This is a genomic window from Streptomyces sp. 3211.6 (genome assembly GCF_003634815.1).
Classification (GTDB): domain Bacteria; phylum Actinomycetota; class Actinomycetes; order Streptomycetales; family Streptomycetaceae; genus Streptomyces; species Streptomyces katrae_A.
Window position 1 is genome coordinate 2,964,752 of the sequence record NZ_RBXC01000001.1, and the last position, 22,117, is coordinate 2,986,868.

General features: G+C 73.5%; 17 protein-coding genes. 8 read left to right on the forward strand and 9 right to left on the reverse strand.

Features of this window, described 5'->3' with window-relative positions; genetic code table 11:
• Positions 1-16 precede the first annotated feature (16 nt).
• The gene (locus BX286_RS13585) at positions 17-1,522 is read right to left on the reverse strand and encodes a M28 family metallopeptidase (protein WP_121015035.1); all 1,506 of its coding nucleotides are present in this window, start codon (positions 1,520-1,522) and stop codon (positions 17-19) included.
• A 264-nt stretch (positions 1,523-1,786) separates the two neighbouring features.
• Here BX286_RS13585 and BX286_RS13590 point away from each other — a divergent pair, with 264 nt between their 5' ends.
• From BX286_RS13590 to BX286_RS13600, 3 genes are all read left to right on the forward strand, one after another.
• A complete protein-coding gene (locus BX286_RS13590; protein ID WP_079426977.1) occupies positions 1,787-2,815 on the forward strand; it encodes an aspartate-semialdehyde dehydrogenase in 1,029 nt (342 codons plus the stop codon).
• Positions 2,816-2,990: 175 nt separating this feature from the next.
• Positions 2,991-5,570, forward strand: coding sequence for an aminopeptidase N (pepN, locus tag BX286_RS13595; RefSeq protein WP_079426979.1), 2,580 nt, complete (start codon positions 2,991-2,993; stop codon positions 5,568-5,570).
• Positions 5,571-6,359: 789 nt separating this feature from the next.
• Entirely contained in the window at positions 6,360-6,827 is a 468-nt protein-coding gene (locus BX286_RS13600) for an NUDIX hydrolase (protein WP_121015036.1), read from the forward strand.
• A gap of 7 nt (positions 6,828-6,834) precedes the next feature.
• On the opposite strand, the gene BX286_RS13605 is transcribed toward BX286_RS13600, so the two are convergent.
• From BX286_RS13605 to BX286_RS13620, 4 genes are all read right to left on the reverse strand, one after another.
• Positions 6,835-7,896: a MerR family transcriptional regulator gene (locus BX286_RS13605; protein WP_121017633.1), complete on the reverse strand. Its 1,062-nt coding sequence runs from the start codon at positions 7,894-7,896 to the stop codon at positions 6,835-6,837.
• Between the two features lie 46 nt (positions 7,897-7,942).
• Positions 7,943-8,848, reverse strand: a complete 906-nt coding sequence (locus BX286_RS13610) for a LysR family transcriptional regulator (protein ID WP_121015037.1) — start codon at positions 8,846-8,848, stop codon at positions 7,943-7,945.
• Positions 8,849-8,857: 9 nt separating this feature from the next.
• The gene (locus BX286_RS13615; RefSeq protein WP_121015038.1) at positions 8,858-9,802 is read right to left on the reverse strand and encodes a DMT family transporter; all 945 of its coding nucleotides are present in this window, start codon (positions 9,800-9,802) and stop codon (positions 8,858-8,860) included.
• Positions 9,803-9,976: 174 nt separating this feature from the next.
• Positions 9,977-10,897 (reverse strand): EamA family transporter, encoded by a 921-nt coding sequence (locus tag BX286_RS13620; protein WP_167747583.1) that lies wholly within the window; start codon positions 10,895-10,897, stop codon positions 9,977-9,979.
• Positions 10,898-11,075: 178 nt separating this feature from the next.
• On the opposite strand from BX286_RS13620, the gene BX286_RS13625 reads away from it, so the two are divergent.
• Positions 11,076-11,585 (forward strand): MarR family winged helix-turn-helix transcriptional regulator, encoded by a 510-nt coding sequence (locus tag BX286_RS13625; RefSeq protein WP_079426985.1) that lies wholly within the window; start codon positions 11,076-11,078, stop codon positions 11,583-11,585.
• A gap of 147 nt (positions 11,586-11,732) precedes the next feature.
• On the opposite strand, the gene BX286_RS13630 is transcribed toward BX286_RS13625, so the two are convergent.
• Genes BX286_RS13630 through BX286_RS13640 form a run of 3 tightly spaced genes read right to left on the reverse strand, consistent with a single transcriptional unit; the run spans position 11,733 to position 14,243 of the window.
• Complete coding sequence (locus tag BX286_RS13630) at positions 11,733-11,972, reverse strand: hypothetical protein (RefSeq protein WP_079426987.1); 240 nt, start codon at positions 11,970-11,972, stop codon at positions 11,733-11,735.
• A gap of 20 nt (positions 11,973-11,992) precedes the next feature.
• On the reverse strand, positions 11,993-13,993 hold the full coding sequence (locus BX286_RS13635) for a 4-alpha-glucanotransferase (protein ID WP_079426989.1): 2,001 nt from the start codon (positions 13,991-13,993) through the stop codon (positions 11,993-11,995).
• Between the two features lie 19 nt (positions 13,994-14,012).
• Entirely contained in the window at positions 14,013-14,243 is a 231-nt protein-coding gene (locus BX286_RS13640) for a hypothetical protein (RefSeq protein ID WP_079426991.1), read from the reverse strand.
• Between the two features lie 228 nt (positions 14,244-14,471).
• Between BX286_RS13640 and BX286_RS13645 the strand changes: the two genes are divergently transcribed.
• The gene (locus BX286_RS13645) at positions 14,472-17,474 is read left to right on the forward strand and encodes a beta-N-acetylglucosaminidase domain-containing protein (protein ID WP_121015039.1); all 3,003 of its coding nucleotides are present in this window, start codon (positions 14,472-14,474) and stop codon (positions 17,472-17,474) included.
• A 39-nt stretch (positions 17,475-17,513) separates the two neighbouring features.
• Here BX286_RS13645 and BX286_RS13650 read toward each other — a convergent pair whose 3' ends face one another.
• Positions 17,514-18,059, reverse strand: a complete 546-nt coding sequence (locus BX286_RS13650; RefSeq protein ID WP_079426995.1) for an HNH endonuclease — start codon at positions 18,057-18,059, stop codon at positions 17,514-17,516.
• A gap of 248 nt (positions 18,060-18,307) precedes the next feature.
• On the opposite strand from BX286_RS13650, the gene BX286_RS13655 reads away from it, so the two are divergent.
• The 3 genes from BX286_RS13655 (at position 18,308) to BX286_RS13665 (ending at position 22,117) form a co-directional block, all read left to right on the forward strand.
• Positions 18,308-19,387: a mechanosensitive ion channel family protein gene (locus BX286_RS13655; RefSeq protein WP_398898483.1), complete on the forward strand. Its 1,080-nt coding sequence runs from the start codon at positions 18,308-18,310 to the stop codon at positions 19,385-19,387.
• A gap of 115 nt (positions 19,388-19,502) precedes the next feature.
• A complete protein-coding gene (locus tag BX286_RS13660) occupies positions 19,503-20,705 on the forward strand; it encodes an ROK family transcriptional regulator (protein WP_121015040.1) in 1,203 nt (400 codons plus the stop codon).
• 68 nt (positions 20,706-20,773) lie between these two features.
• The gene (locus BX286_RS13665) at positions 20,774-22,117 is read left to right on the forward strand and encodes an ABC transporter substrate-binding protein (RefSeq protein WP_121015041.1); all 1,344 of its coding nucleotides are present in this window, start codon (positions 20,774-20,776) and stop codon (positions 22,115-22,117) included.

Consider the following 22,117-nt stretch of genomic DNA (forward strand, 5'->3'; position numbering starts at 1 on the left):
GCCCCCTCGGGCTACGTCACTTCTTCAGCGAGCTCAGATCCTGGGCGTAGGTGCCGACCGCGTGCGCGATCACGTCGAGGTTGGTGTCGAACGCCTTGAGGTCCAGGTTCTTCAGGGTGTCCCCCGCCCCGTGGTAGTTCGGGTCGTACGGGGCCCCGGCGGTGCCGCCGTAGCGCTTGGCCTGCTCGGCGGTCTTGATCCCCTCGGCGCCGGTGAAGGTGCCGCCCGCCGGGATGCCGTTCTCGATGAACGGGCCGTAGTCGGAGCGGCCGTCGAAGTCGCTGCCCTCGTGCGGCTTGCCCTTCTTGTCCAGGAAGCCGTTGATCAGCGACTCGATCTGCGCCGAGCCGGCCGGGCCGGCGCCCGCGCCCGTCTTGTCGGAGTCGTCGCCGTCGTAGACGAACTGCACCGGGTTCGGCGAGGCGATCATGTCGAAGTTCAGGTAGAGGGCGATGTCCTTCTTCTGCTTCTCGGACAGCTGCCCCACGTAGTGCTCCGAGCCCAGCAGACCCAGCTCCTCCGCCGACCACCAGGCGAAGCGCACCTTGTTGGCAGGGCCCTTCCCCTTCTTGTTGGCGCCCTCGTCGGCGAGCTTGAGGGCGACTTCGAGGAGGCCGGCCGAGCCGGAGCCGTTGTCGTTGATGCCGGGGCCCTCGGGGACGGAGTCCAGGTGCGAGCCGACGGTGACGACGCGGTCGGGGCGGCCCCCCTTGGTCTCGGCGATCACGTTGCGGGTGGTCTTCCTGACGTGCTCCTGGTCGAGGTCCAGGCGCACCTTCACCTCGCCCTTCGCGGCCGCCGCGGCCAGCGCCTCCCCGTCGGCCAGGGTGATGCCCGCGCTCGGGATGATCCCGTCGGAGGGCGAGGAGAACCCGCCGCGGACGGGGGTGGTGCCGCTGTGGTTGTAGACGATCACACCGGCCGCGCCGGCCGCGGCGGCGGCCCGCTGCTTCTCCACGAAGGTGCAAGCACCCCGCTTGACCAGGGCGATCTTCCCGGCGAAGGCGCCGGCCGGGTAGTCGTCGGCGGAGCAGCCCGGGGTCTCGTCGACCCGGGCCAGGGCCAGCGGGGCGGTCAGTCCGCCGGCCGGGGTGGACTTGGTGAAGGTGAAGGCGGCGGTGGCCAGCTCGCGCGGCTGGTCGCCGAGGACGGTGGTCTTCTCGGTCTTGGTGTGCGCCTCGTAGATGTCGAAGTCCTGGTACGAGACGTCGTAGCCGGCCTTCTTCAGGGTGTCGTGGACGTAGGCGGCCGAGGCGGCGTGGCCCGGCGAGCCCGCGGCCCGGTTGCCGCCGTTGGCGTCGGCGATCTGCTGGAACTTCGCCAGGTGGCGGTAGGCCCCGCGCGCGGTGACCTCCTCGACCAGCTCCTTGGCGAGCCGGCCCTCGCGGGGGTGGGCGGCGGCCGCCGGGGTGGCGGTGGCGGTCAGCAGCAGGGGCGCGGCGACGGCGGCGGCCGCGAGGGCGGCGAGGGCGGGTATGGCCGGTATGGACCGGCGGTGGTGTCGGTGGCGGATGGTCCGCATGGTGGTGTTCCCCCCGGGGGTTCCGGTGCTTCGGATTCTGGTGCGCCGCGTCCGGATAACGATCACGGCTGAACGGAAGCTAACCGGCTCCGACCTGGCAAAACGGACCTTCAGGGGAGGTGAAACACGCCCGTCACGGACTCGTCGCGGGGGTTCACGGGCCCGACACTGTCCGCACCTCGGACAATGGATTGGACAAGCCTCGTGGGGTCGAACGCATGATGGCCTCACGCGCCCGCGTCGTACGTACCAGAAGGAGTCACCGTGAGGGTCGGAATCGTCGGAGCCACCGGACAGGTCGGCGGAGTCATGCGCAGCATCCTCGCCGAGCGGAAGTTCCCGGTCGACGAGCTGCGGCTCTTCGCCTCGGCCCGCTCCGCCGGCTCGACCCTGGAGTGGCAGGGCCAGGAGATCACCATCGAGGACGCCGCCACGGCGGACTACTCCGGCCTGGACATCGTGCTCTTCTCCGCGGGCGGCGCGACCTCCAGGGCCCTCGCCGAGAAGGTCGCCTCCCAGGGCGCGGTCGTGATCGACAACTCCTCCGCCTGGCGCGGCCACCCCGAGGTCCCCCTCGTGGTCTCCGAGGTCAACCCGCACGCGATCAAGAACCGCCCCAAGGGCATCATCGCGAACCCGAACTGCACCACCATGGCCGCGATGCCGGTGCTGCGCCCCCTGCACGACGAGGCCGGCCTGACCGCGCTGATCGCCACCACCTACCAGGCCGTCTCCGGCTCCGGCCTGGCTGGCGTGGCCGAGCTCAAGGGCCAGGCCTGCGCGGTCTCCGAGGCCGCCGACCAGCTGACCTTCGACGGCGGCGCGGTGGACTTCCCGGAGCCGGCCGTCTACAAGCGCCCGATCGCCTACAACGTGGTCCCGCTCGCGGGCAACCTGGTCGACGACGGCAGCTTCGAGACCGACGAGGAGCAGAAGCTCCGCAACGAGTCCCGCAAGATCCTGGAGATCCCGGGGCTCAAGGTCTCCGGCACCTGCGTGCGCGTCCCCGTCTTCTCGGGCCACTCCCTCCAGGTCAACGCCCGCTTCGAGCGCCCGATCAGCGTCGAGCGCGCCTACGAGCTGCTGAAGGACGCCCCGGGCGTGGAGCTGTCCGAGATCCCGACCCCCCTGCAGGCCGCCGGCCGCGACGCCTCGTACGTGGGCCGCATCCGGGTGGACGAGACGGTCGACAACGGCCTCGCGCTGTTCCTGTCCAACGACAACCTCCGTAAGGGCGCGGCGCTGAACGCGGTGCAGATCGCGGAGCTCGTGGCGGAGGAGCTGCGCGGCTGACGGCCGCGGGCGGCGACGCCGACGCGGGAGGGGCGGTGCCTACGGTGCCGCCCCTTCGCTTTCGCGCAGGGGCCGGGCAGGGGTGGTCGTGTTCGCCTCTGGATTACTCCCGCCCGGCGGCGGGCCCTGCATGGAAGGATGGCCGGGCAACGTCACCATCAAAGGAGATGAACGCGTGCCTGGCACGAATCTCACCCGTGAAGAGGCTCAGCAGCGGGCGAAGCTGCTCACCGTCGACTCGTACGAGATCGAGCTCGATCTCAGCGGCGCGCAGGAGGGCGGCACCTTCCGGTCCGCGACCACCGTGCGCTTCCAGTCGGCCGAGGCGGGGGCCGGGACCTTCATCGACCTGGTCGCGCCTGCCGTGCACGAGGTCGTGCTGAACGGCAAGGCCCTGGAGGTGGCCGCCGTCTTCCGCGACTCGCGCATCGCCCTGGACCACCTCGCCGCCGGCGCCAACGAGCTCCGCGTCGTCGCGGACTGCGCCTACACCAACACCGGCGAGGGCCTGCACCGCTTCGTCGACCCGGTCGACCAGCAGGCGTACCTGTACACCCAGTTCGAGGTGCCGGACGCGCGGCGGGTCTTCGCCAGCTTCGAGCAGCCCGACCTGAAGGCGACGTTCCAGTTCACCGTGACGGCCCCCGAAGGCTGGACGGTCATCTCGAACTCCCCGACGCCGGAGCCGAAGGACCGGGTGTGGGCCTTCGAGCCGACCCCGCGCATCTCCTCGTACATCACCGCCCTGATCGTGGGCCCGTACCACGCGGTGCACAGCTCCTACGAGGGCAAGGACGGGCAGGTCGTCCCGCTCGGCATCTACTGCCGCCCCTCTCTCGCCGAGTTCCTCGACGCCGACGCGATCTTCGACGTCACCCGGCAGGGCTTCGACTGGTTCCAGGAGAAGTTCGCGTACGACTACCCGTTCGCGAAGTACGACCAGCTCTTCGTGCCGGAGTTCAACGCGGGCGCGATGGAGAACGCCGGTGCGGTCACCATCCGCGACCAGTACGTCTTCCGGTCGAAGGTGACGGACGCCGCGTACGAGGTGCGGGCGGAGACCATCCTGCACGAGCTCGCGCACATGTGGTTCGGCGACCTCGTCACCATGGAGTGGTGGAACGACCTGTGGCTGAACGAGTCGTTCGCCACCTACACCTCGATCGCCTGCCAGGCGTACGCCGAGGGTTCGAAGTGGCCGCACGCCTGGACCACGTTCGCGAACTCCATGAAGACCTGGGCGTACCGGCAGGACCAGCTGCCGTCCACGCACCCGATCATGGCCGACATCCGTGACCTGGACGACGTCCTGGTCAACTTCGACGGCATCACGTACGCCAAGGGCGCCTCGGTGCTCAAGCAGCTCGTGGCCTATGTCGGTATGGAGGCCTTCTTCAAGGGCGTGCAGGCGTACTTCAAGGCGCACGCCTTCGGGAACACGCGCCTGTCGGACCTGCTGGGCGCCCTGGAGGAGACCTCGGGCCGCGACCTGACCGCCTGGTCGAAGGCGTGGCTGGAGACGGCCGGAATCAACGTGCTGCGGCCGGAGATCGAGACGGACGGGGAGGGTGTCGTCACCTCGTTCGCCGTGCGCCAGGAGGCCCCGGCGCTGCCGGCGGGCGCCAAGGGCGAGCCGGTGCTGCGGCCCCACCGCATCGCGGTCGGCCTGTACGAGCTGGAGGGCGGCAAGCTGGTCCGTACGGAGCGGATCGAGCTGGACATCGACGGCGAGCTGACGGCGGTGCCGGAGCTCGTGGGGCGTGCCCGTCCGGCGGTCGTGCTGCTCAACGACGACGACCTGTCGTACGCCAAGGTCCGCCTGGACGAGGTCTCGCTGGCCAACGTCACCGCGCACCTGGGCGACTTCACCGAGTCGCTGCCGCGGGCACTGTGCTGGGCGTCGGCCTGGGACATGACGCGTGACGGCGAGCTGGCGACGCGCGACTACCTGGCGCTGGTGCTGTCCGGCATCGGCAAGGAGTCGGACATCGGTGTGGTGCAGTCCCTGCACCGCCAGGTGAAGCTGGCCATCGACGTGTACGCCGACCCGGCGTGGCGGGAGCAGGGCCTGGCGGCCTGGACGGAGGCCACGCTGGAGCACCTGCGCGCGGCCGAGCCGGGCAGCGACCACCAGCTGGCGTGGGCGCGTGCCTTCGCGGCGACGGCGCGCACCGGGGAGCAGCTGGACCTGCTGGGTGCGCTGCTGTCCGGGGCGGAGACCGTCGAGGGCCTGGTCGTGGACACGGAGCTGCGCTGGGCGTTCCTGGAGCGGCTGGCCGCGACGGGGCGTGCGGACGAGGCGGAGATCGCGGCGGAGCTGGAGCGGGACGCCACGGCGGCGGGCGAGCGCCACGCGGAGACCGCGCGGGCGGCGCGTCCGACGGCGCAGGCCAAGGCGGAGGCCTGGGCCGCGGTGGTGGAGTCGGGCGACCTGCCGAACGCGGTGCAGGAGGCCGTGATCGGCGGCTTCGTCCAGGCCGACCAGCGGGAGCTGCTGGCGCCGTACACGGCGAAGTACTTCGCGGTGGTCAAGGACATCTGGGAGAGCCGCAGCCACGAGATCGCGCAGCAGATCGCGGTGGGGCTGTACCCGTCCCTCCAGGTGTCGGAGGAGACGCTGGCGGCGACGGACGCGTGGCTGGCCTCGGCCGAGCCGAACGCCGCCCTGCGGCGCCTGGTGTCGGAGTCCCGGGCCGGTATCGAGCGGGCGCTGAAGGCCCAGGCGGCGGACGCGGCGGCGGGCGCGGGAGCCTGACGGGGGGGGCGGGTCCGGTTGGTGCGGGCCCGCTTTTTCCCCCTCGAGGGGCCGGGGGCGGGTCGGCGTTTGCCCACCCGCCTCCCCGTCTGCGGGCCGGTGGTGCCGGGTGCGGTGTCTCGGCTGAGCGGTCTCAGAGATGCCTTGGGGGTTTGCCGTCAGTCCCACTGTCCTTCCGGTTCGGGCCGCCCTGTCAAGGGCGCTCCCTTCGGTCGCGTCGCTTCGCGATCGCCTGCGGCGACCCTTGACAGAACAGCCCGCCCCGGAAAGACAAGGACTGCCGGGAAACCCCCAAAAGGACGGCACGGTCGTACCTTGACCATCCGGCTCCCTCAGCGACCAGGCGGGGAGGTCGGGGGCCGCCTCGCCAAGCATCCGGGCCGACGAGCCGCTGGATCGGTGCCGACCCACGCCCCAGATCGCTACGCGCTTCTCTCGTCTCGGCGTCTGCGGTCCGTCTAGCCTGATACCCGCACCAAATGACGACGAGACCAGCGTGCGAAGCACGCGGGCGCGGCAGATCGCTAGGCGCTGCCGAGGTCTCGGCGTCTGCGGTCCGTCCGGGGCTGGTCATAGGCGGGCTGGACGTTGGCGACGGCGGTGAATTCGCGGACGCGGCGGCGGAGGAGGCGGTGGGGGGAAGCGACGGAGACGGCTCAGCCGGTCACCCAGGTGCTCAGAGGCCATACCGCAAAACTACGCCGTGGCCGGGTCGGGTGACGCGGAGTTGTCCGTGATACCCCGTCTACCGTGAGGGCTGTCGCGGGAATTGAGATGGCAGGGAGAGCAATGGCCAGGCGTGACTACGAAGACGATCCCGGCGCCCCGGTGGCGAACAGCCTCGTGCCCGCCGCCTCGGCTGTCGTGGTGGACGATGACGGACGGGTGCTGCTCCAGCGCCGGGTCGACAACGGGATGTGGGCGCTTCCCGGCGGCAGGATGGAGCTCGGCGAGTCCATCGGGGACTGTGCGATCCGGGAAACCTACGAGGAGACCGGCGTCATCGTCGAGGTGACCGGCATCGTCGGTACCTACACCCACCCCGGGCACGTCTTCGCCTACGACGACGGCGAGGTGCGCCAGGAGTTCTCCGTCTGCCTCCTGGCGCGACCGACTGGGGGCACCCTCCGCAGCTCCGACGAGTCCTTCGAAGTCCGCTGGTTCACCCCGGAGGAGACCGACGGGCTGCCGATGGTCCCCAGCATCCGCAAACGCCTTGACGACTGGCGGGCCGGCAATGGGCCGGTGATCCGGTGAGCGTCTGTCAGTTGGGGAGGCGGACCGGCATCAGGAGGGAGAAGGACGTCTCGTCGTCGGGGCGGCGGACGGCCAGGGGGGCCGTGGGAGCGCCGAGTTCCAGGACCAGGCGGTCCGTGGCGCCGGCGGCGAGGGCCTCCAGGAGGTAGGCGCGGTTGACGGCGACCCGGTCCGGGCCGGCCTCGTCGTCCTCGCACAGGACGGCCTCCGCCCCGGCCACCGTCAGCAGGCTGAGGTCGCAGGCGTCGCCGTCGCGGGTCTCCCCCGCCACGACGGGTCCGTTCTCCAGGGCGGTGCGGAAGGCCGGCACGTCGACGAGGGCGCGGCGGCCCTCGGGCAGCCGGACCAGGCGCCGGTAGTCGGGGAAGTCGTGGTCCGGGCACGTGCCGGCGGCCTGGCGGTCGCCGGCCTCCAGCGTCACCCGGTCGCCGTCCACGGTGAGCAGTGCGCTGGTTCCGTCGGCGAGCAGGGCCCGCATCGCGTCGGCGAGCGGGGACGGTACGACGACCTGGGTGCGGGGTGCCTCGTGTCCCTCGGCGGGGACCTGGGCGACGGCCATGCGGTAGCGGTCGGTGGCCGCCAGGTGCAGGGTCGGCCCGTCGAGGTCGAACAGGACGCCGCCGAGGGCGGGCAGCTCGGGGTCGGTGCCCGCCGCGAAGCGGACGGAGTCGAGGGCGGCGGCCAGTGCGGGGGCCGGAACGGTCACCCGGGCGTGCTGGGTCATGGGGTTCTCCTTGTGGTCGAAGAGCGAGCGGACCGTGGAGAACTCGCTGCGCGCCTCGGCGAGGCCGCGTTCGAGGCGGCGCAGGTGGGCCTCGAACAGCTGCCGTACGAGCCCGCTGTCCCGGCCGGGCCAGCCGGCCAGGGCCAGGCGGATGTCCGCCAGCGGCAGGCCCGCCCGGCGGAGCCGGGCCAGCAGGCGGGCCTCGTCCACCTGTTCGGGGCCGTACCAGCGGTAGCCGGTGACGGGGTCCACGTGGGCCGGGACGAGTACGCCGGCCCGGTCGTAGAACCGCAGGGCGCTCACCCCGAGGCCGCTGTCGCGGGCCGTCTCGCCGATACTGCGCATCACGTTCTCCACGCCCGTCACTGTGGTCCCTGCACCAGGTCGAGGGTCAACACGGGCCCGGTGCGGCGGCCTGGCGGAGGGCTTCGAGGACGCGGGCGACGGCGGGGGCCGCGTCGGCGCCGCGGCGGGTGGCGGCGATGACATGGCGGGTCGGGCGGTCGTGCGGGAGCGGCCGGACGGTGACTCCGGTGGCGCGGGCCACCGCCATGCGGGGGATCAGCGCGACGCCCATGCCCGCTTCGACGAGGGCCAGGATGGCGGTCCAGCCCGCGGCCGAGTGGGCCTGCTCGGGGACGAAGCCGGCCGCCTCGCACGCGGCCCGGGTGATCTCCGACCAGGGGCCGGAGCCCCCGTAGATCCACGGTTCGCGGGAGAGGTCCGCCAGCCGCAGGGCGGGGGCGTCGGCCAGCGGGTGGCCCGGCGGGAGGGCCACGTCCAGCGGGTCGGCCAGCAGCGGGACCCGGGTGAAGCGCGAGTCGCGGGCCGTGGGGGCGTGCGCGGCCAGCGACACCGCGAGGTCCACCGCTCCGGCGGCCAGCAGCTCGTAGGACTGCGCCGCCTCGGCCTCCCGTACGCGGACCTCCACGCCCGGGTGGTCGCGCTTCAGGGCGGCCACGGCCGGGACGACCAGGGCCGGGATGGCGGTGGAGAAGGCGCCGACGCGGACTTCGCCCACGTCGCCGGAGAGGTAGCCGGCCAGTTCGGCGTCGGCGCGTTCGAGTTGGGCGAAGACGGCCTCGGTGTGGCGCAGGACCAGGTGGGCGGCGTCGGTGAGGCGGACGCCCCGGCCCTGGGCCTCCAGGAGGACGACGCCCAGCTGGCGGGCGAGGTTCGTCAGTTGCTGCGAGACGGCCGAGGGCGTCATGTGCAGCGCCTCGGCCGTCGCGGTCACGGTGCCCCGGTCGGCCAGGGTCCGCAGGATCCGCAGTTTTTTGATGTCCCAGTCCGTCACGGGGTGAAATTACCTGCGGGCCGCGCTGCCCAGGGCGACCCCGCCCAGGATCAGGGCCATGCAGAGGAGTTGGGCGGGGCCCGTGCGCTCGCCCAGGAGGAGCAGGCCGAGGGCGGCGACGCACACCGGCTGGAGGTAGTAGACGATGCCCGCGCGGGCCGCGCCGATCAGGGAGACGGCCTTGTTCCAGGCGAAGAAGGCGACGGCCGAGGAGAAGACGCCCACGTAGAGGAGCGGGCCGAGGGTGGCGGGCGTGGCCTCGAAGCCGCCCTGGACGTGGAGCGAGATCGCGTAGGCGGGGGCCAGCATCAGGGCGCCGAGGACGAAGGTGGTGAGGAGGAAGGTGAGGCCGCCGATCTCGGCGGGCTTGCGCTTGAGGAGCGCGCTGTAGGTGGCGAAGGAGAAGGCGGCGGCGAACATCCACAGGTCGCCCGCGCCGAAGTGGAGGCTCAGGGAGCCGTGGCCGACCAGGAGGAGGACGCCGAGGGCCGCCAGCAGCAGGCCGAAGACGCGGCGGGCGCCGAGCCGTTCGCCGCCGAGGCGGGCGTAGAGGGCCATGATGACCGGCGAAGCGGCCATGATCGTGCCCATGTTGGAGGCGGAGGTGGTCAGTCCGGCCTGGTGGACCAGGGTGTTGTAGAGGGTGACGCCGAAGAGGGTGGCGAGGCTGACGTAGCCGAGGTGCTTGCGGATCAGGGCCCGCTGCTGCCAGGCCTGCTGGGCGGCGAAGGGGGTGACCGCGACGGCGGCGATGGTCCAGCGCCAGAAGACGGCCTGGACCGGGGGGACGGTCCCGGACATGCCGCGGGTGGCGACGAAGCTGCCGGACCAGACGACCGTGGCCAGCAGGGCGAGGAGTACGCCGAGGCCCAGCGCCCCCTTCTTCGCCGTGCTGCCGGTGGTGTGTTGCCGGTCCTCTCGGGCTGTGGTCCGGGCGCGGTCCGTGACGGCCACTTCTGGTGTCCCCTTCCGGTGGTGTGGTGGTGGTGGTGGGGATACCGTCGCACTGCTTGACCGTCCAGGTCCATCGAAAGAATTCGATGGGTTGGTTTAGGGAAAACGAATGGTCCCCGGGAGGCCGGGGGACGACCTCCCGGGGACCCGGGGGAGGGAGCAGGAACTGGGGGTTCAGGCGATCTTGACCTTCGGGGTCTCGATGCGCGGGGCCTCTGCCGGCTCGGCGGCCTTCACCTTCGGCGCGCGGCCCGGGAGCTGTCCGAAGACCGTGGCGCCGAAGGCGATCACCATGCCCAGGACCTGGACCGGGCTCAGGGCCTGGCCGAGGGCGGCCCAGCCGATGACGGCGGCGGTGAGCGGGGAGAGCGGGCCGAGGAGGGTGACCGAGGTGGCGGAGAGCTTGCCGATGCCGCGGAACCAGAGGAAGTACGCGGCGCCGGTGTTGATCAGCATCATGTAGCCGTAGCCGAGGAAGGCCTTGCCGTCGAGGGCCGGCGGGGCGCCCTCGACCAGGGCGGCGATCGGGATGATGACCAGTCCGCCCGCGGTGAGCTGCCAGCCGGTCACGGCCAGCGGGCCGACGCCCTCGGGGCGCCCCCAGCGCTTGGTCATCACGGTGCCGGCGCCCATGGAGGCCGAGGAGACGATGCCGGCGATGACGCCGACGAGGTCGAGCTGGGCCTGGGAGGTGAGGACCACCATGCTCACGCCGAGCGCGGCGACTATCGCGGCGAGCACGTTGCGCAGCCTGGCCCGCTCGCCCAGCAGCAGGGCGGCCAGTCCGACGACGAACAGCGGGCCGGCGGAGCCGAGGACCGCGGCGACGCCGCCGGGGAGGCGGTAGGCCGCGAGGAAGAGGAGCGGGAAGAAGGCGCCGATGTTGAGGGTGCCGAGGACCGCCGACTTCCACCACCAGGCGCCCTTGGGGAGGGCCCGGGAGAGGACGACCAGCAGGAGACCGGCGGGCAGGGCCCGCATCGCACCGGTGAAGAGCGGCCGGTCCGGCGGCAGCAGCTCACTGGCGACGAAGTAGGTCGAGCCCCAGGAGATGGGGGCGAGTGCGGTCAGGACGATGGTGGTGACTCGGTTCACGGTCACTCACTCCTCGGGCAGGTGATGGGTACGGCGGGCGGGGCTTTTTGGCTGCGACCTACTCGGGGGCCCGTCCCGGCCTCCCCGAGTAGGTCGCTGGTAAGTAGCTTAGCACTAAGCTACTTTTTGGCAAGCTACTTTCTTGTGGGTGACTAAGCGGAAGCCGATACTTGCGGGTATGACCGCACTGAAGAAGGACATCGCCAAGGACGCCGTCGATGCGATCACCGACCAGTGGTACGCGGTGCGTCCCGATCTGGACACCACGCCCATGGCCGTCTTCGGCCGGATCTACCGGATCTCGAAGGCCATGGGAGACGCGGTGGAGCGGGCGTACAACCGCCATGGAGTGTCCCGCGGGGAGTTCGACGTGCTCGCCACGCTGAGGCGATCCGGAACCCCGTTCACGCTCTCGCCGCGGCAGCTGTCGGCCACGCTGATGCTCACGACGGGCGGGATGACCGGGCGCCTGGACAAGCTGGAGAAGGCCGGGCTGCTGACCCGCAGCCCCGATCCGCACGACCGGCGCGGGCTCCAGGTGACCCTCACGGAGCGGGGCCTCGCCCTCGTGGACGAGGCGGTCGCCGACGGCATCGAGGTGAACCGGTCCGGTCTCGCCGACTTCAGCCCCGAGGAGGTCGAGGCGCTCGGCGGGCTCCTGCGCAAGCTCCTCGCGGACATGCCCTGAGGGCGGCGGGCCCGGGCGCCTCGGGGCGCGGCGTCCCGTGCCCGGGTACGCCGAGGCGCCGGAGGTCGCCACGGGGCCGGCTCATGCCGGCGCCACGGACCTCCGGCGCCCGGAAGTGCTGGAGTGCTGGAACCGCCCGGGGGCGGGTCAGCCCTGCTTCTGCTGCTTGCGCGACTGGTCGCCGACCATCACGAGACCCGCGATGATCAGGAAGATCACGATCGGCAGGCCCACGTACAGGCCGAGCGTCTCGCCGATGCTCAGCCCCTTGCCCGGGTCGTCGCCGTCGTCGCGGCTGAGCGCGAGGGCGGGAGACGTCATCAGCAGCATCATCAGCGTCGTTCCGGCCGAGACGGCGCCGGCGCGCAGAGCGTTCTTCTTGTCCACGGTGCAAACGTAGCGAACACCTAAAGCGGGCGCGCGCCCGGGGGTGCCGTACGGGTCCGTGCGCCCTCCCGCACCGCGCTCAGCAGGGCGTTCGCCCGGGGCGAGGCCGTCAGGGCCTCCAGGGTCAGCGGCCGGCCCACCGCGTCGGCCACCGGCAGCCGCCAGTTGGGGTACTGGTCCCAGGTGCCCGGCAGGTTCTGCGGCCGCCGGTCCCCCACCGCGTCCGGCAGCCAGACGCCGACCAGCCGGGCGGGCGTGCGCAGCAGGAAGGCGTACAGGGCCCGTACGGCGCCCTCCTCGTCCTTGGCCTCCAGCCCCAGCCCGTCCAGCACCCGCAGCCACTGCGCGGTGTCGGCGGCGTCCTCGGCCCGCTCCTCCTGCGCCGGGCGGGTCAGCAGGCCCAGCCGGTCGCGGAGTTCGACGTGGGCGCCGGCCAGTTTGGCGGCGGTGGGCGGCAGGTCGTGGGTGGTCGCGGTGGCCAGGCAGTCGGCCCGCCAGGCCTCCGGGGCCAGCGGCAGCCCGTCCCCGGACCAGTCCCGCTCGAACCAGAGCACGGAGGTGCCGAGGATCCCGCGCCGGGCCAGGGCTTGCCGGACGCGGGGTTCGACCGTCCCCAGGTCCTCGCCCACCACGGGCGCCCCCGCCCGGTGGGCTTCCAGGACCAGCACGGCGAGCATGGCCTCGCCGTCGTAGGAGACGTACGTGCCGTCGGCGGGCGGGGCGCCCTCCGGGATCCACCAGAGCCGGAACAGGCCCATCACGTGGTCCACGCGCAGCGCGCCCGCATACCGGAACACCCCGCGCAGCAGGGCCCGGAAGGGGGCGTACGCCGTCCCCTCCAGGACGTCGGGCCGCCAGGGCGGCAGCCCCCAGTCCTGGCCGCGGGCGTTGAAGGCGTCCGGCGGGGCGCCGACGGAGACGGACCGGGCGTGGAGGGAGCCGTGGCGGGCGTCGGAGCCCTCGGGGTGCACGCCGACGGCCAGGTCGTGGACGATGCCGACCTCCATCCCGGCCTCCCGGGCGGCCCGCTGGGCGGCGGTCAGCTGGGTGTCCGTCAGCCAGACCAGCCAGGCGTGGAAGTCGGCCCGCTCCTCGGGGTCCTCCCCGGCGACGGCCGCGCACCAGGCGGCGTGCAGGTCGAGCCCCTGGCCCTGGGCGGCGCGGTACGCCCGGTAGGCGGCCTCACGGGCGGGGGTGCGCGGGACGGCGTACAGCAGTTCCAGGGCGGCCCGCTTCAGGGCCCACACGGCGTCCCGGTCGATCAGGGCGCCCTTCTCCAGCACCTCGCGGCGCAGCTCCCCGCCCCGCCCGGCCAGTTCGGCGAGGGCATCGCGGTCCGGGCAGGCCTCCCATTCGGGCAGGTCCTCGACGCGCAAGTACACCGGGTCGGGGAAGCGGCGGGAGGCCGGCCGGTAGGGAGAGGGGTCGGTCGGGCTGCCGGGGACGGCCGAGTGCAGCGGGTTGACCTGGATGAACCCGGCGCCGTGGGTGTCGGCGGCCCAGCGGGCCAGTTCCGCGAGGTCGCCGAGGTCGCCCATGCCCCAGGAGCGCTCCGAGAGCAGGGAGTACAGCTGGACGAGCAGCCCGTGGGCCCGCTCGGGCGCCGCCGGTGCCCGGTCCGGGGCCACGATGAGGGTGGCCCCGGCGGTACGGCCGTCGGGGGTCTCGGCGGTCAGCCGGTGCACCCCGAGGGGCAGGCGCGGGTCCCACGCCGCCTCCCCGGCACCGTCCTCCAGGGTCACCCGCAGCCGGGTCCCGGGCGGCAGCCCGGTCAGGGCCGCGGGGGCGGGCTCTCCCCGCCACTGGACCAGGGTCGGCGGCAGCAGCCGCCCGGCCGCCTCCCGTTCGGCGGAGTCCGCCAGCCGCCGGGCGTCCTCGGGGGTGCCGGCGGGGACGCCGATCAGGCCGAGTACGGCGCGGACCGTGGCCGGCGGCACCTGGACGGTGACGTCCTCGGCGGGCTGGTAGGTGGTGGCGACGCCGTGGTGGGCCGCGAGCCGGGCGAGGTCGTCCATCTGCATCCTTGGGGGTGGGAGGGGGCTAGGAAACCGCCTCGCTCGTCAGCGGGGCCTCGTGCACGAGCGGGGTCTCGCTGGTCAGCGGGGCGTACGCCGAGCCGGGCAGCGGCGTTTCACTGGTCAGCGGGGCGTCCGCACACCCGGACAACGGGGACGCGGCTCCCGGGGGCACGTCCGCGGGGCCCGACTGCACGGGCAGGTGGGCGAGCGGGGCACGGCTGCGGGCGGCGGGCGGCGCGGTGCGGGGTTTCATGGGGGCTCCCTCGTACGTGCTTCGGGCCGGTGCTCCGGACCCGGCTGGTCCGGCGGATCCGCCCATGCAACACCTGCGCCGGACACCGCAGCCATACCCAGTCCGGGGCACCGCATTCCTGGCCGATCTTGGTCAGATCGCCCCACCCGCATTGACACTTCAGCCGCACGGGTGGTGGGCTCGGGCTCATTCGTACGGACGGGGGACGGCTCGGGACGGGGAGGCTCCGTGCAGCTCAGGGGCAGGAAGCGGACCACCGCCGCGGCGGTGGCCGTCATAGGCTCGCTGCTCGGCGGGGCGGCGGCCTCGGTCCCCGAGGGCATGCTGGCCGCCACGCCCAAGTCCCCGGCGGTGCCGCGCCCCGACGGCGGGGCCGCCGCCGTGGCCTCCGGTGGCCCGGGACCGCTCCTCGACCCGGCCTACGACGTTCCCCGAGCCCCCGCCGAGGGCCCCGCTGTGTGGCCGCGGCCGCAGTCGGCGCACGCCGACCCGGCCCGGGAGGTGCCGGTCGCGGCGGAGGCCGTGCTGGTGGCGCCGGAGGGCGTGGACCCGTACGCCGTGGACGTCGTGCGCACCGCCCTGCGCGCGGCCGGCGTACGGACGCTGCACGACCGGCCGCCGGGGGCGGTGCTGCCCGAAGGGGCCCTCGTCGTACGGCTCCAGGGGGCGGACGCGGAGGCCGCGCTGCTGGCGCTCGGCGCGGCGCCGGCCGGGGACCTGCCCGAGGGCGGCTACCGGCTGGCGGTGGGCAGGACCGGCGGCCGGGACACGGTCGCGCTGGCCGGGGTGGGCGGGGACGGGCTGTTCCACGCCGCGCAGACGCTGCGTCAGCTGCTGGCGGCCGGGGGCGGGAAGGTGCCCGGCATGCTGGTGCGGGACTGGCCCACGGCGCGGGTGCGCGGGGTCACCGAGGGGTTCTACGGGCAGCCGTGGAGCCGGCAGCAGAGGCTCGCACAGCTGGACTTCCTGGGCCGCACCAAGCAGAACCGGCTGCTGCTGGCGCCCGGTGACGACCCGTACCGCACGACGGCCTGGCGCGAGGAGTACCCGGCGGCGTCCCAGGAGGAGTTCCGGGCGCTGGCCGAGCGGGCCCGCGCCAACCACGTGACGCTGGGCTGGGCGGTGTCCCCGGGGCAGTCCATGTGCCTGGCCTCGGCGGAGAACCGGGCGGCGCTGCTGCGCAAGGTCGACGCCATGTGGGACCTGGGGTTCCGGGCCTTCCAGCTGCAGTTCCAGGACGTCAGCTACGCCGAGTGGGGCTGCCGGGCCGACCGGGTGCGGTACGGGACGGGCCCGGTGGCGGCGGCGAAGGCGCACGCGGAGGTCGCGGGCGAGCTCGCGGCGCACCTGGCCGAGCGGCATCCGGGGGCGGTTCCGCTGTCGCTGCTGCCGACCGAGTACTTCCAGGACGGCGCCACCGCCTACCGGACGACCCTGGCCCAGGCCCTGGATCCGCGGGTGGAGGTGGCCTGGACGGGCGTGGGCGTGGTGCCGCGCACCATCACGGGCAAGGAGCTGGCCGGGGCGCGGTCCGCGCTCGGGCACCCGCTGGTGACGATGGACAACTACCCGGTCAACGACTGGGACCCGGAGCGCATCTTCCTCGGCCCGTACGCCGGCCGCGATCCGGCGGTGGCGAGCGGTTCGGCGGCAGTGCTGGCCAACGCGATGCCGCAGGGCACCTTGTCGCGGATCCCGCTGTTCACGGCCGCCGACTACGCCTGGAACCCGACCGGGTACCGGCCCGGGGAGTCCTGGGCGGCGGCGGTGCGCGACCTGTCGGGCCCGGACCAGCGGGCCCGGGCGGCGCTGGCCGCACTGGCCGGGAACACGGCCTCCTCGGGGCTGAAGCTGGAGGAGTCGGCGTACCTGAAGCCGCTGGTGGAGGAGTTCTGGCGGGCCCGCGCGGCCGGGGACAAGGCCGCGGGCGAACGGCTCCGGGCGGCGTTCACGGTGCTGCGGGAGGCCCCGGCGCGGCTGCCCGGCCTCTCCGGGGAGGCGGGGCCCTGGCTGGAGCGGCTCTCGCGGTACGGGGCGGCGGGCGAGCTGGCGGTGGACCTGCTGCGCGCGCAGGCCCGGGGTGACGGGGCGGCGGCCTGGCAGGCCTCGCGGGACCTGGCGGCGGCGCGGAGCGCGCTGGCGGAGCAGGACGGGGTACGGGTGGACGCCTCGGTGCTCGACCCGTTCCTGGCGAAGGCGGCGGCGGAGTCGGACGCTTGGACCGGCGCGTCCCGGCCCGCCGGTACGGTGCGGCGCGAGCCCGGCTCGTGGACCGTGACGCTGGAGGAGCCGCGGCCGCTCGCGGCCGTCACGGTGATGACGGACCCGCTGGCGCCCGGGTCGCGGGGCGCGGCGGTGGAGGTGCGGGTCCCGGGCGAGGGCTGGCGGCGGATCGGTGAGGCGTCGGGGTCCGGGTGGACCCAGGCCGACGCGGGCGGGGTACGGGCGGACGCGGTACGGCTGTCGTGGCCGGGCGAGGCCCCGGTGGTCCACCAGGTGGTCCCGTGGTTCGCGGACGACCCGCAGGCCGGGTTCGAACTGGCCGGTGGGGGCGGGGTGGACGTGGAGGCCGGCGGGGCCGCGCGCACGGTGACGGCCGAACTGTCGGCGGTCCGGCCCGGCGAGGTCCGTGGCGCGCTCACCCTGTCGGGGCCGGCACCGGCGGGCATCGAGGTCCGCCTCCCGGGCGAGGTCACGCTCCCGCGCGGGGGCCGGCTCTCGCTGCCGGTGGAGGTCCGCCTCCCGGCGTCCACTCCGCTGGGCACGTACGCGATCCCCCTCGCCTTCGACGGCCAGGTGCGCACGCTGACGGTCCGGGCGGTCCCGCGCACGGGCGGCCCGGACCTGCTGCGCACGGCCCGGGTCACGTCCTCGGGGGACGAGTCGGCGCGCTTCCCCGCGTCGGCGGCGGTGGACGGCTCGGAGCTGACCCGGTGGTCCTCGAAGCCGGTGGACGGGGCGTGGTGGCGGGCGGAGCTGGCCGCACCGGCCCGGATCGGAGTGCTGACCCTGCACTGGCAGGAGGCGTACGCGTCGGCGTACCGGGTCGAGACCTCGTCGGACGGGGTCACCTGGCGGCCGGCCGCCACCGTCTCCTCCCGGGGCGGCACGGACACCCTGCGCCTGGACCCCGCCGCGGACACCCGCTTCCTCCGCGTCACCTGCGACCGGCGCGCGACCCCGTACGGATGCAGCCTCTGGTCGGCGACGGCCTTCGCGGTGGTGCCGTAGCGAGGGCCGCGGGGTGCCGCCGCGCGCGGCGGCACCCCGTCAGGAAGCGGCGGCGACCCCCACCCCGATGCGCTCCAGCGCGTCTTCCGCGCCGTACGGCTGGAGGTACGGCATCCACCGCGGGTCCCGGTGCCCCGTCCCGATGATCCGCCACGCCAGCCCCGACGGCGGGGCCGGCTGGTGCCTCAGCCTCCACCCCAGTTCCAGCAGGTGGCGGTCCGCCTTGACGTGGTTGCAGCGCCGGCAGGCGGCAACCACGTTGTCCCAGGCGTGCTGGCCACCCCGGCTGCGCGGGATCACGTGGTCCACGCTCGTCGCGACGGCCCCGCAGTACATGCAGCGGCCGCCGTCGCGGGCGAACAGCGCGCGGCGGGTGAGTGGAACGGGCCCCCGGTAGGGGACCCGCACGAAGCGCTTGAGCCGGACCACGCTGGGAGCGGGGACGGCCTGTGTCGCGCTGTGCAGGAAGGCGCCGGATTCCTCGAGGGAGATGGCCTTGTTCTCCAGGACGAGGACGAGCGCGCGGCGGAGCGGTACGACGCCGAGGGGCTCGTACGACGCGTTGAGGACCAGGACGTGCGGCACGGACTGCCTCCTTGTACGCCGGCGGCGCGTGGCTCGCGCCGGGACGATCTGTTTTCCAGTCTCCCCTTACGGCTGGTCGAAACGCCACCACGCGCCGGTAACGGGCCCGAGGTGTTTTCAACCACACTCCCTTCATCCCCAGGTGAGGGCGGTCTCTCCCTCGAACACGGCAACGAGGTCGGGCCCGAGCCCCGTTAGTGTGGAAGACCTGCCCGTACACCGCGTTCCGTTTCCACGGGCAGGCCGCTATGCCTGGAGGTTCCCCCGTGCCCTCGCCCGCCACCCTGCTCCCGCTGGCAGCGACCGCCACCGACGACGCCGCCGAGAGCGTGACCAACGCCGCGAGCTTCATCGAGGAGAACTGGGCCACCTGGCTGAGCGTCGGCCTGCGGATCCTGCTGATCATCGTGATCGCGGCCGCGCTCCGTTCGGTCGTGCGCAAGGCGCTGACCAAGCTGATAAGCCGGATGAACACCAGCGCGGAGGCCGTCGAGGGCACCGCGCTCGGCGGGCTGCTGGTCAATGCCGAGCGGCGGCGCCAGCGTTCCGAGGCGATCGGTTCGGTGCTGCGCTCGGTGGCCTCGTTCCTGATCCTCGGTACGGCCGCGCTGATGGTGCTGGCGGCACTGAAGATCGATCTGGCGCCGCTGCTGGCGAGTGCCGGTGTGGCCGGTGTGGCGATCGGTTTCGGTGCCCGCAACCTGGTGACGGACTTCCTGTCCGGCGTGTTCATGATCATGGAGGACCAGTACGGCGTCGGCGACAAGATCGACGCGGGTGTGGCCTCCGGTGAGGTGATCGAGGTCGGTCTGCGCGTGACCAAGCTGCGCGGCGACAACGGCGAGATCTGGTACGTCCGCAACGGCGAGATCAAGCGGATCGGCAACCTCAGCCAGGGCTGGGCGACCGCGGGCGTGGCCGTGCAGGTCAAGCCGACCGAGGACCTCGCGCGGCTGCGCGAGACCCTTCAGGAGGTGGCCGACGCCTTCGCCAAGGAGTCCCCGTGGGACGAGCGCCTGTGGGGCCCGGTGGAGGTGCTGGGGCTGGACGAGGTGCTGCTGGCCTCGATGACCGTGAAGGTGTCGGCGAAGACGATGCCGGGGCAGCAGTTCGCCGTGGAGCGCGAGCTGCGCTGGCGGATCAAGGAGGCCTTCGACGCCGCCGGCATCCGGATCATCGGCGGCCTCCAGGCGGCCGGCGAGGAGGAGGCGGCCGCCGACCCGTCCGCCTCGGTCGCCCCGCCGTCGGTGCTGGCCAACCCCGCCTCGCCGCAGTCCCTGGCCACGACCCCGATCCCGCCGCCGGCCGCGCCCCGGCTCCCCAAGTAGTCACGCGGTCCCCGCCCGCCCCGCCGGTGTTCCGGCGGGGCGGTTTCATTGACAGGGCTCAGCAGGCGATAGGAAACTTACCTAACAGTTCGCTTCGGTGAGGGAGAGCCTCGTCATGCCCGCCGCCACGCCCGGAACGCCCAGCCTGCTGCGCGCCATGAACGACCGCGCCGCCCTGGAGCTGCTGCTGACGCACGGCCCCCTGTCCCGGACCCGCATCGGAGCGCTCACCGGCCTCTCCAAGCCCACCGCCTCCCAGCTGCTGGCCCGCCTGGAGGCCGCCGGGCTGGTGGTGGCCACCGGAACGGACGGCGGCCGGCCCGGCCCGAACGCCCAGCTGTACGCGCTCAACGCCCGCGCCGCCCACGTCGGCGGCCTCGACGTCACCCCCGACCGGGTGCTCGCGGCCGTGGCCGACCTCACCGGCACCGTCACCGGCCGCTTCGAGCTCCCCTACGCCGAGGGTTCCGACGCGGTCGGCCAGGTCACCGGCGCCCTCGCGGGAGCCCTCGCCGACGCCGGCCTCGGCCTGGAGGACCTGCACCGCGTGGTCATCGCCACCCCCGGCGCCTTCGACCCCCGCTCGGGCCGGCTGCGCTACGCCAGCCACCTCCCCGGCTGGCACTCCCCCACCCTGCTCGACGAACTGGCCGCGGCCCTGCCCGTCCCGGTCGAGTACGAGAACGACGTCAACCTCGCCGCCGTCGCCGAGCAGCGGCTCGGCGCTGCCTGCGGGCACGAGGACTTCGTCCTGCTGTGGAACGAGGAGGGCCTCGGCGCCGCCCTGGTGCTCGGCGGCCGGCTGCACCGCGGCTGGACCGGCGGCGCCGGCGAGGTCGGCTTCCTGCCCGTCCCCGGACACCCCCTGGTCCGGCAGGTCGCCCGCGCCAACACGGGCGGCTACCAGGAGCTGGCCGGCGTCCAGGTGCTGCCCGCGCTCGCCGCCGAGGCGGGGATCGACACCTCCGGGCTCCCCCGCGGGGCCCAGGTGGCCGCCGCCGTCGCCCTGCTGCGGCAGGCCGCCTCCGAACCCGACGGGGCCCGGCTGGAGTTCCTCCGCTCGTACGCCACCGCCCTCGCGACCGGTCTGGCCTCGCTGGTCTCCGTACTGGACCCGGAGCTCGTGGTCCTCGCCGGGCAGGCGATCGCCGCGGGCGGCGACCCGCTGCGCGCCCTGCTGGAGGCCGAGCTCGCCGAGCTGGCCCCCTCCCGGCCCCGGCTGGTCCCCGGCGAGGTCGGCGAACGGCCCGTCCTGCGCGGCGCCCTGGAGAGCGCGCTGGCCACCACCCGCGAGGAAGTCTTCGACACCTCCCGCTGAACCCCCCGACCCCACCCCGACCGGCATCCCCTCACCGGAAGTTCCTCCCCCAGAGAGCGAGCCCCGCCATGCGCACAGCCGGACGCCCCGTCACCGCGGCCACCGCACTGGCCGCCCTATCCGCCCTGGCCCTGCTCGCCACCGCCTGCACCGGCCAGGGCGCCGCCACCGCCTCCGACGACCCGAAGGCGGACACCACCCTCATCTTCTGGCACGGCTGGTCCGCGCCCGGCGAGGTCAAGGCGATCGAGGAGAACATCGCCCGTTTCGAGAAGGCGCACCCGAACATCAAGGTCAAGGTCACCGGCAACATGACCGACGACAAGATCAACCAGGCGCTGCGCGCCGGCGGCGACAAGGCCCCCGACGTGGTCTCCTCCTTCAGCACCGACAGCGTCGGCACGTTCTGCGCCTCCGGCGCCTTCGCCGACCTGAACCCCTTCCTGGCGAAGTCCGGGGTCGACAAGACCAAGGTCTTCCCCGCGACCCTGCTGGAGTACACGCAGTTCAAGGGCAACCAGTGCACGCTGCCCCTGCTGAGCGACGCCTACGGCCTGGTCTACAACAAGACCGCCTTCGCGGCCGCCGGCATCACCGAACCGCCCCGCACCTGGAGCCAGTTCACCGAGGACGCCCAGAAGCTGACCAAGCCGCGCGGGGACTCGTACGAACAGCTCGGCGTGATGCCCACCTTCCACGGCTACGAGACCACCCCCATGCGCCTGGCCGCCCAGTGGAGCCCCGCGTACTTCGCCGCCGACGGCAGCTCCAGCCTGGCGAAGGACCCGGCCTTCGCGAAGATGCTGACCGCCCAGAAGGACCTGGTGGACAAGCTCGGCGGGTACGAGAAGCTGGAGCGGTTCCGGGCCGGGTTCGGCGACGAGTGGAGCGCCGGACACCCCTTCCACAAGGGGCTGGTCGCCATGCAGATCGACGGGGAATGGCGGCCGGAGATGGCCAGGGAGGCCGGGGTCTCCTTCGAGGTCGGCACCGCCCCGCTGCCCGTACCGGACGACCAGGCCGCCGACTACGGCAAGGGGTACCTCTCCGGCACCGTCATGGGGATATCCGCGGCGAGCCGCAAACAGAACGCCGCCTGGGAACTCGTGCGGTACATGACCACCGACACCGAGGCGGTGGTCTCCTTCGCCAACGCCATCCACAACGTGCCCTCGACGCTGGCCGCCCTCCAGTCCCCGCAGCTGAAGGTGACCCCGGAGTCCAGGACCTTCCTCGACATCGCCCGGCACCCGAAGTCCGGCACCACCCCCGCCCGCGCGGACGGCGGCACCTACCAGCTGACGTTCCAGGACTTCGCCTACCGCACCGAGAAGGGCGAGGTCCCCGACCTCCAGGCCGGTCTCGCCGCCACGGCCCGGCAGATCGACACCGACATCGCCAAGGCCGAGTAG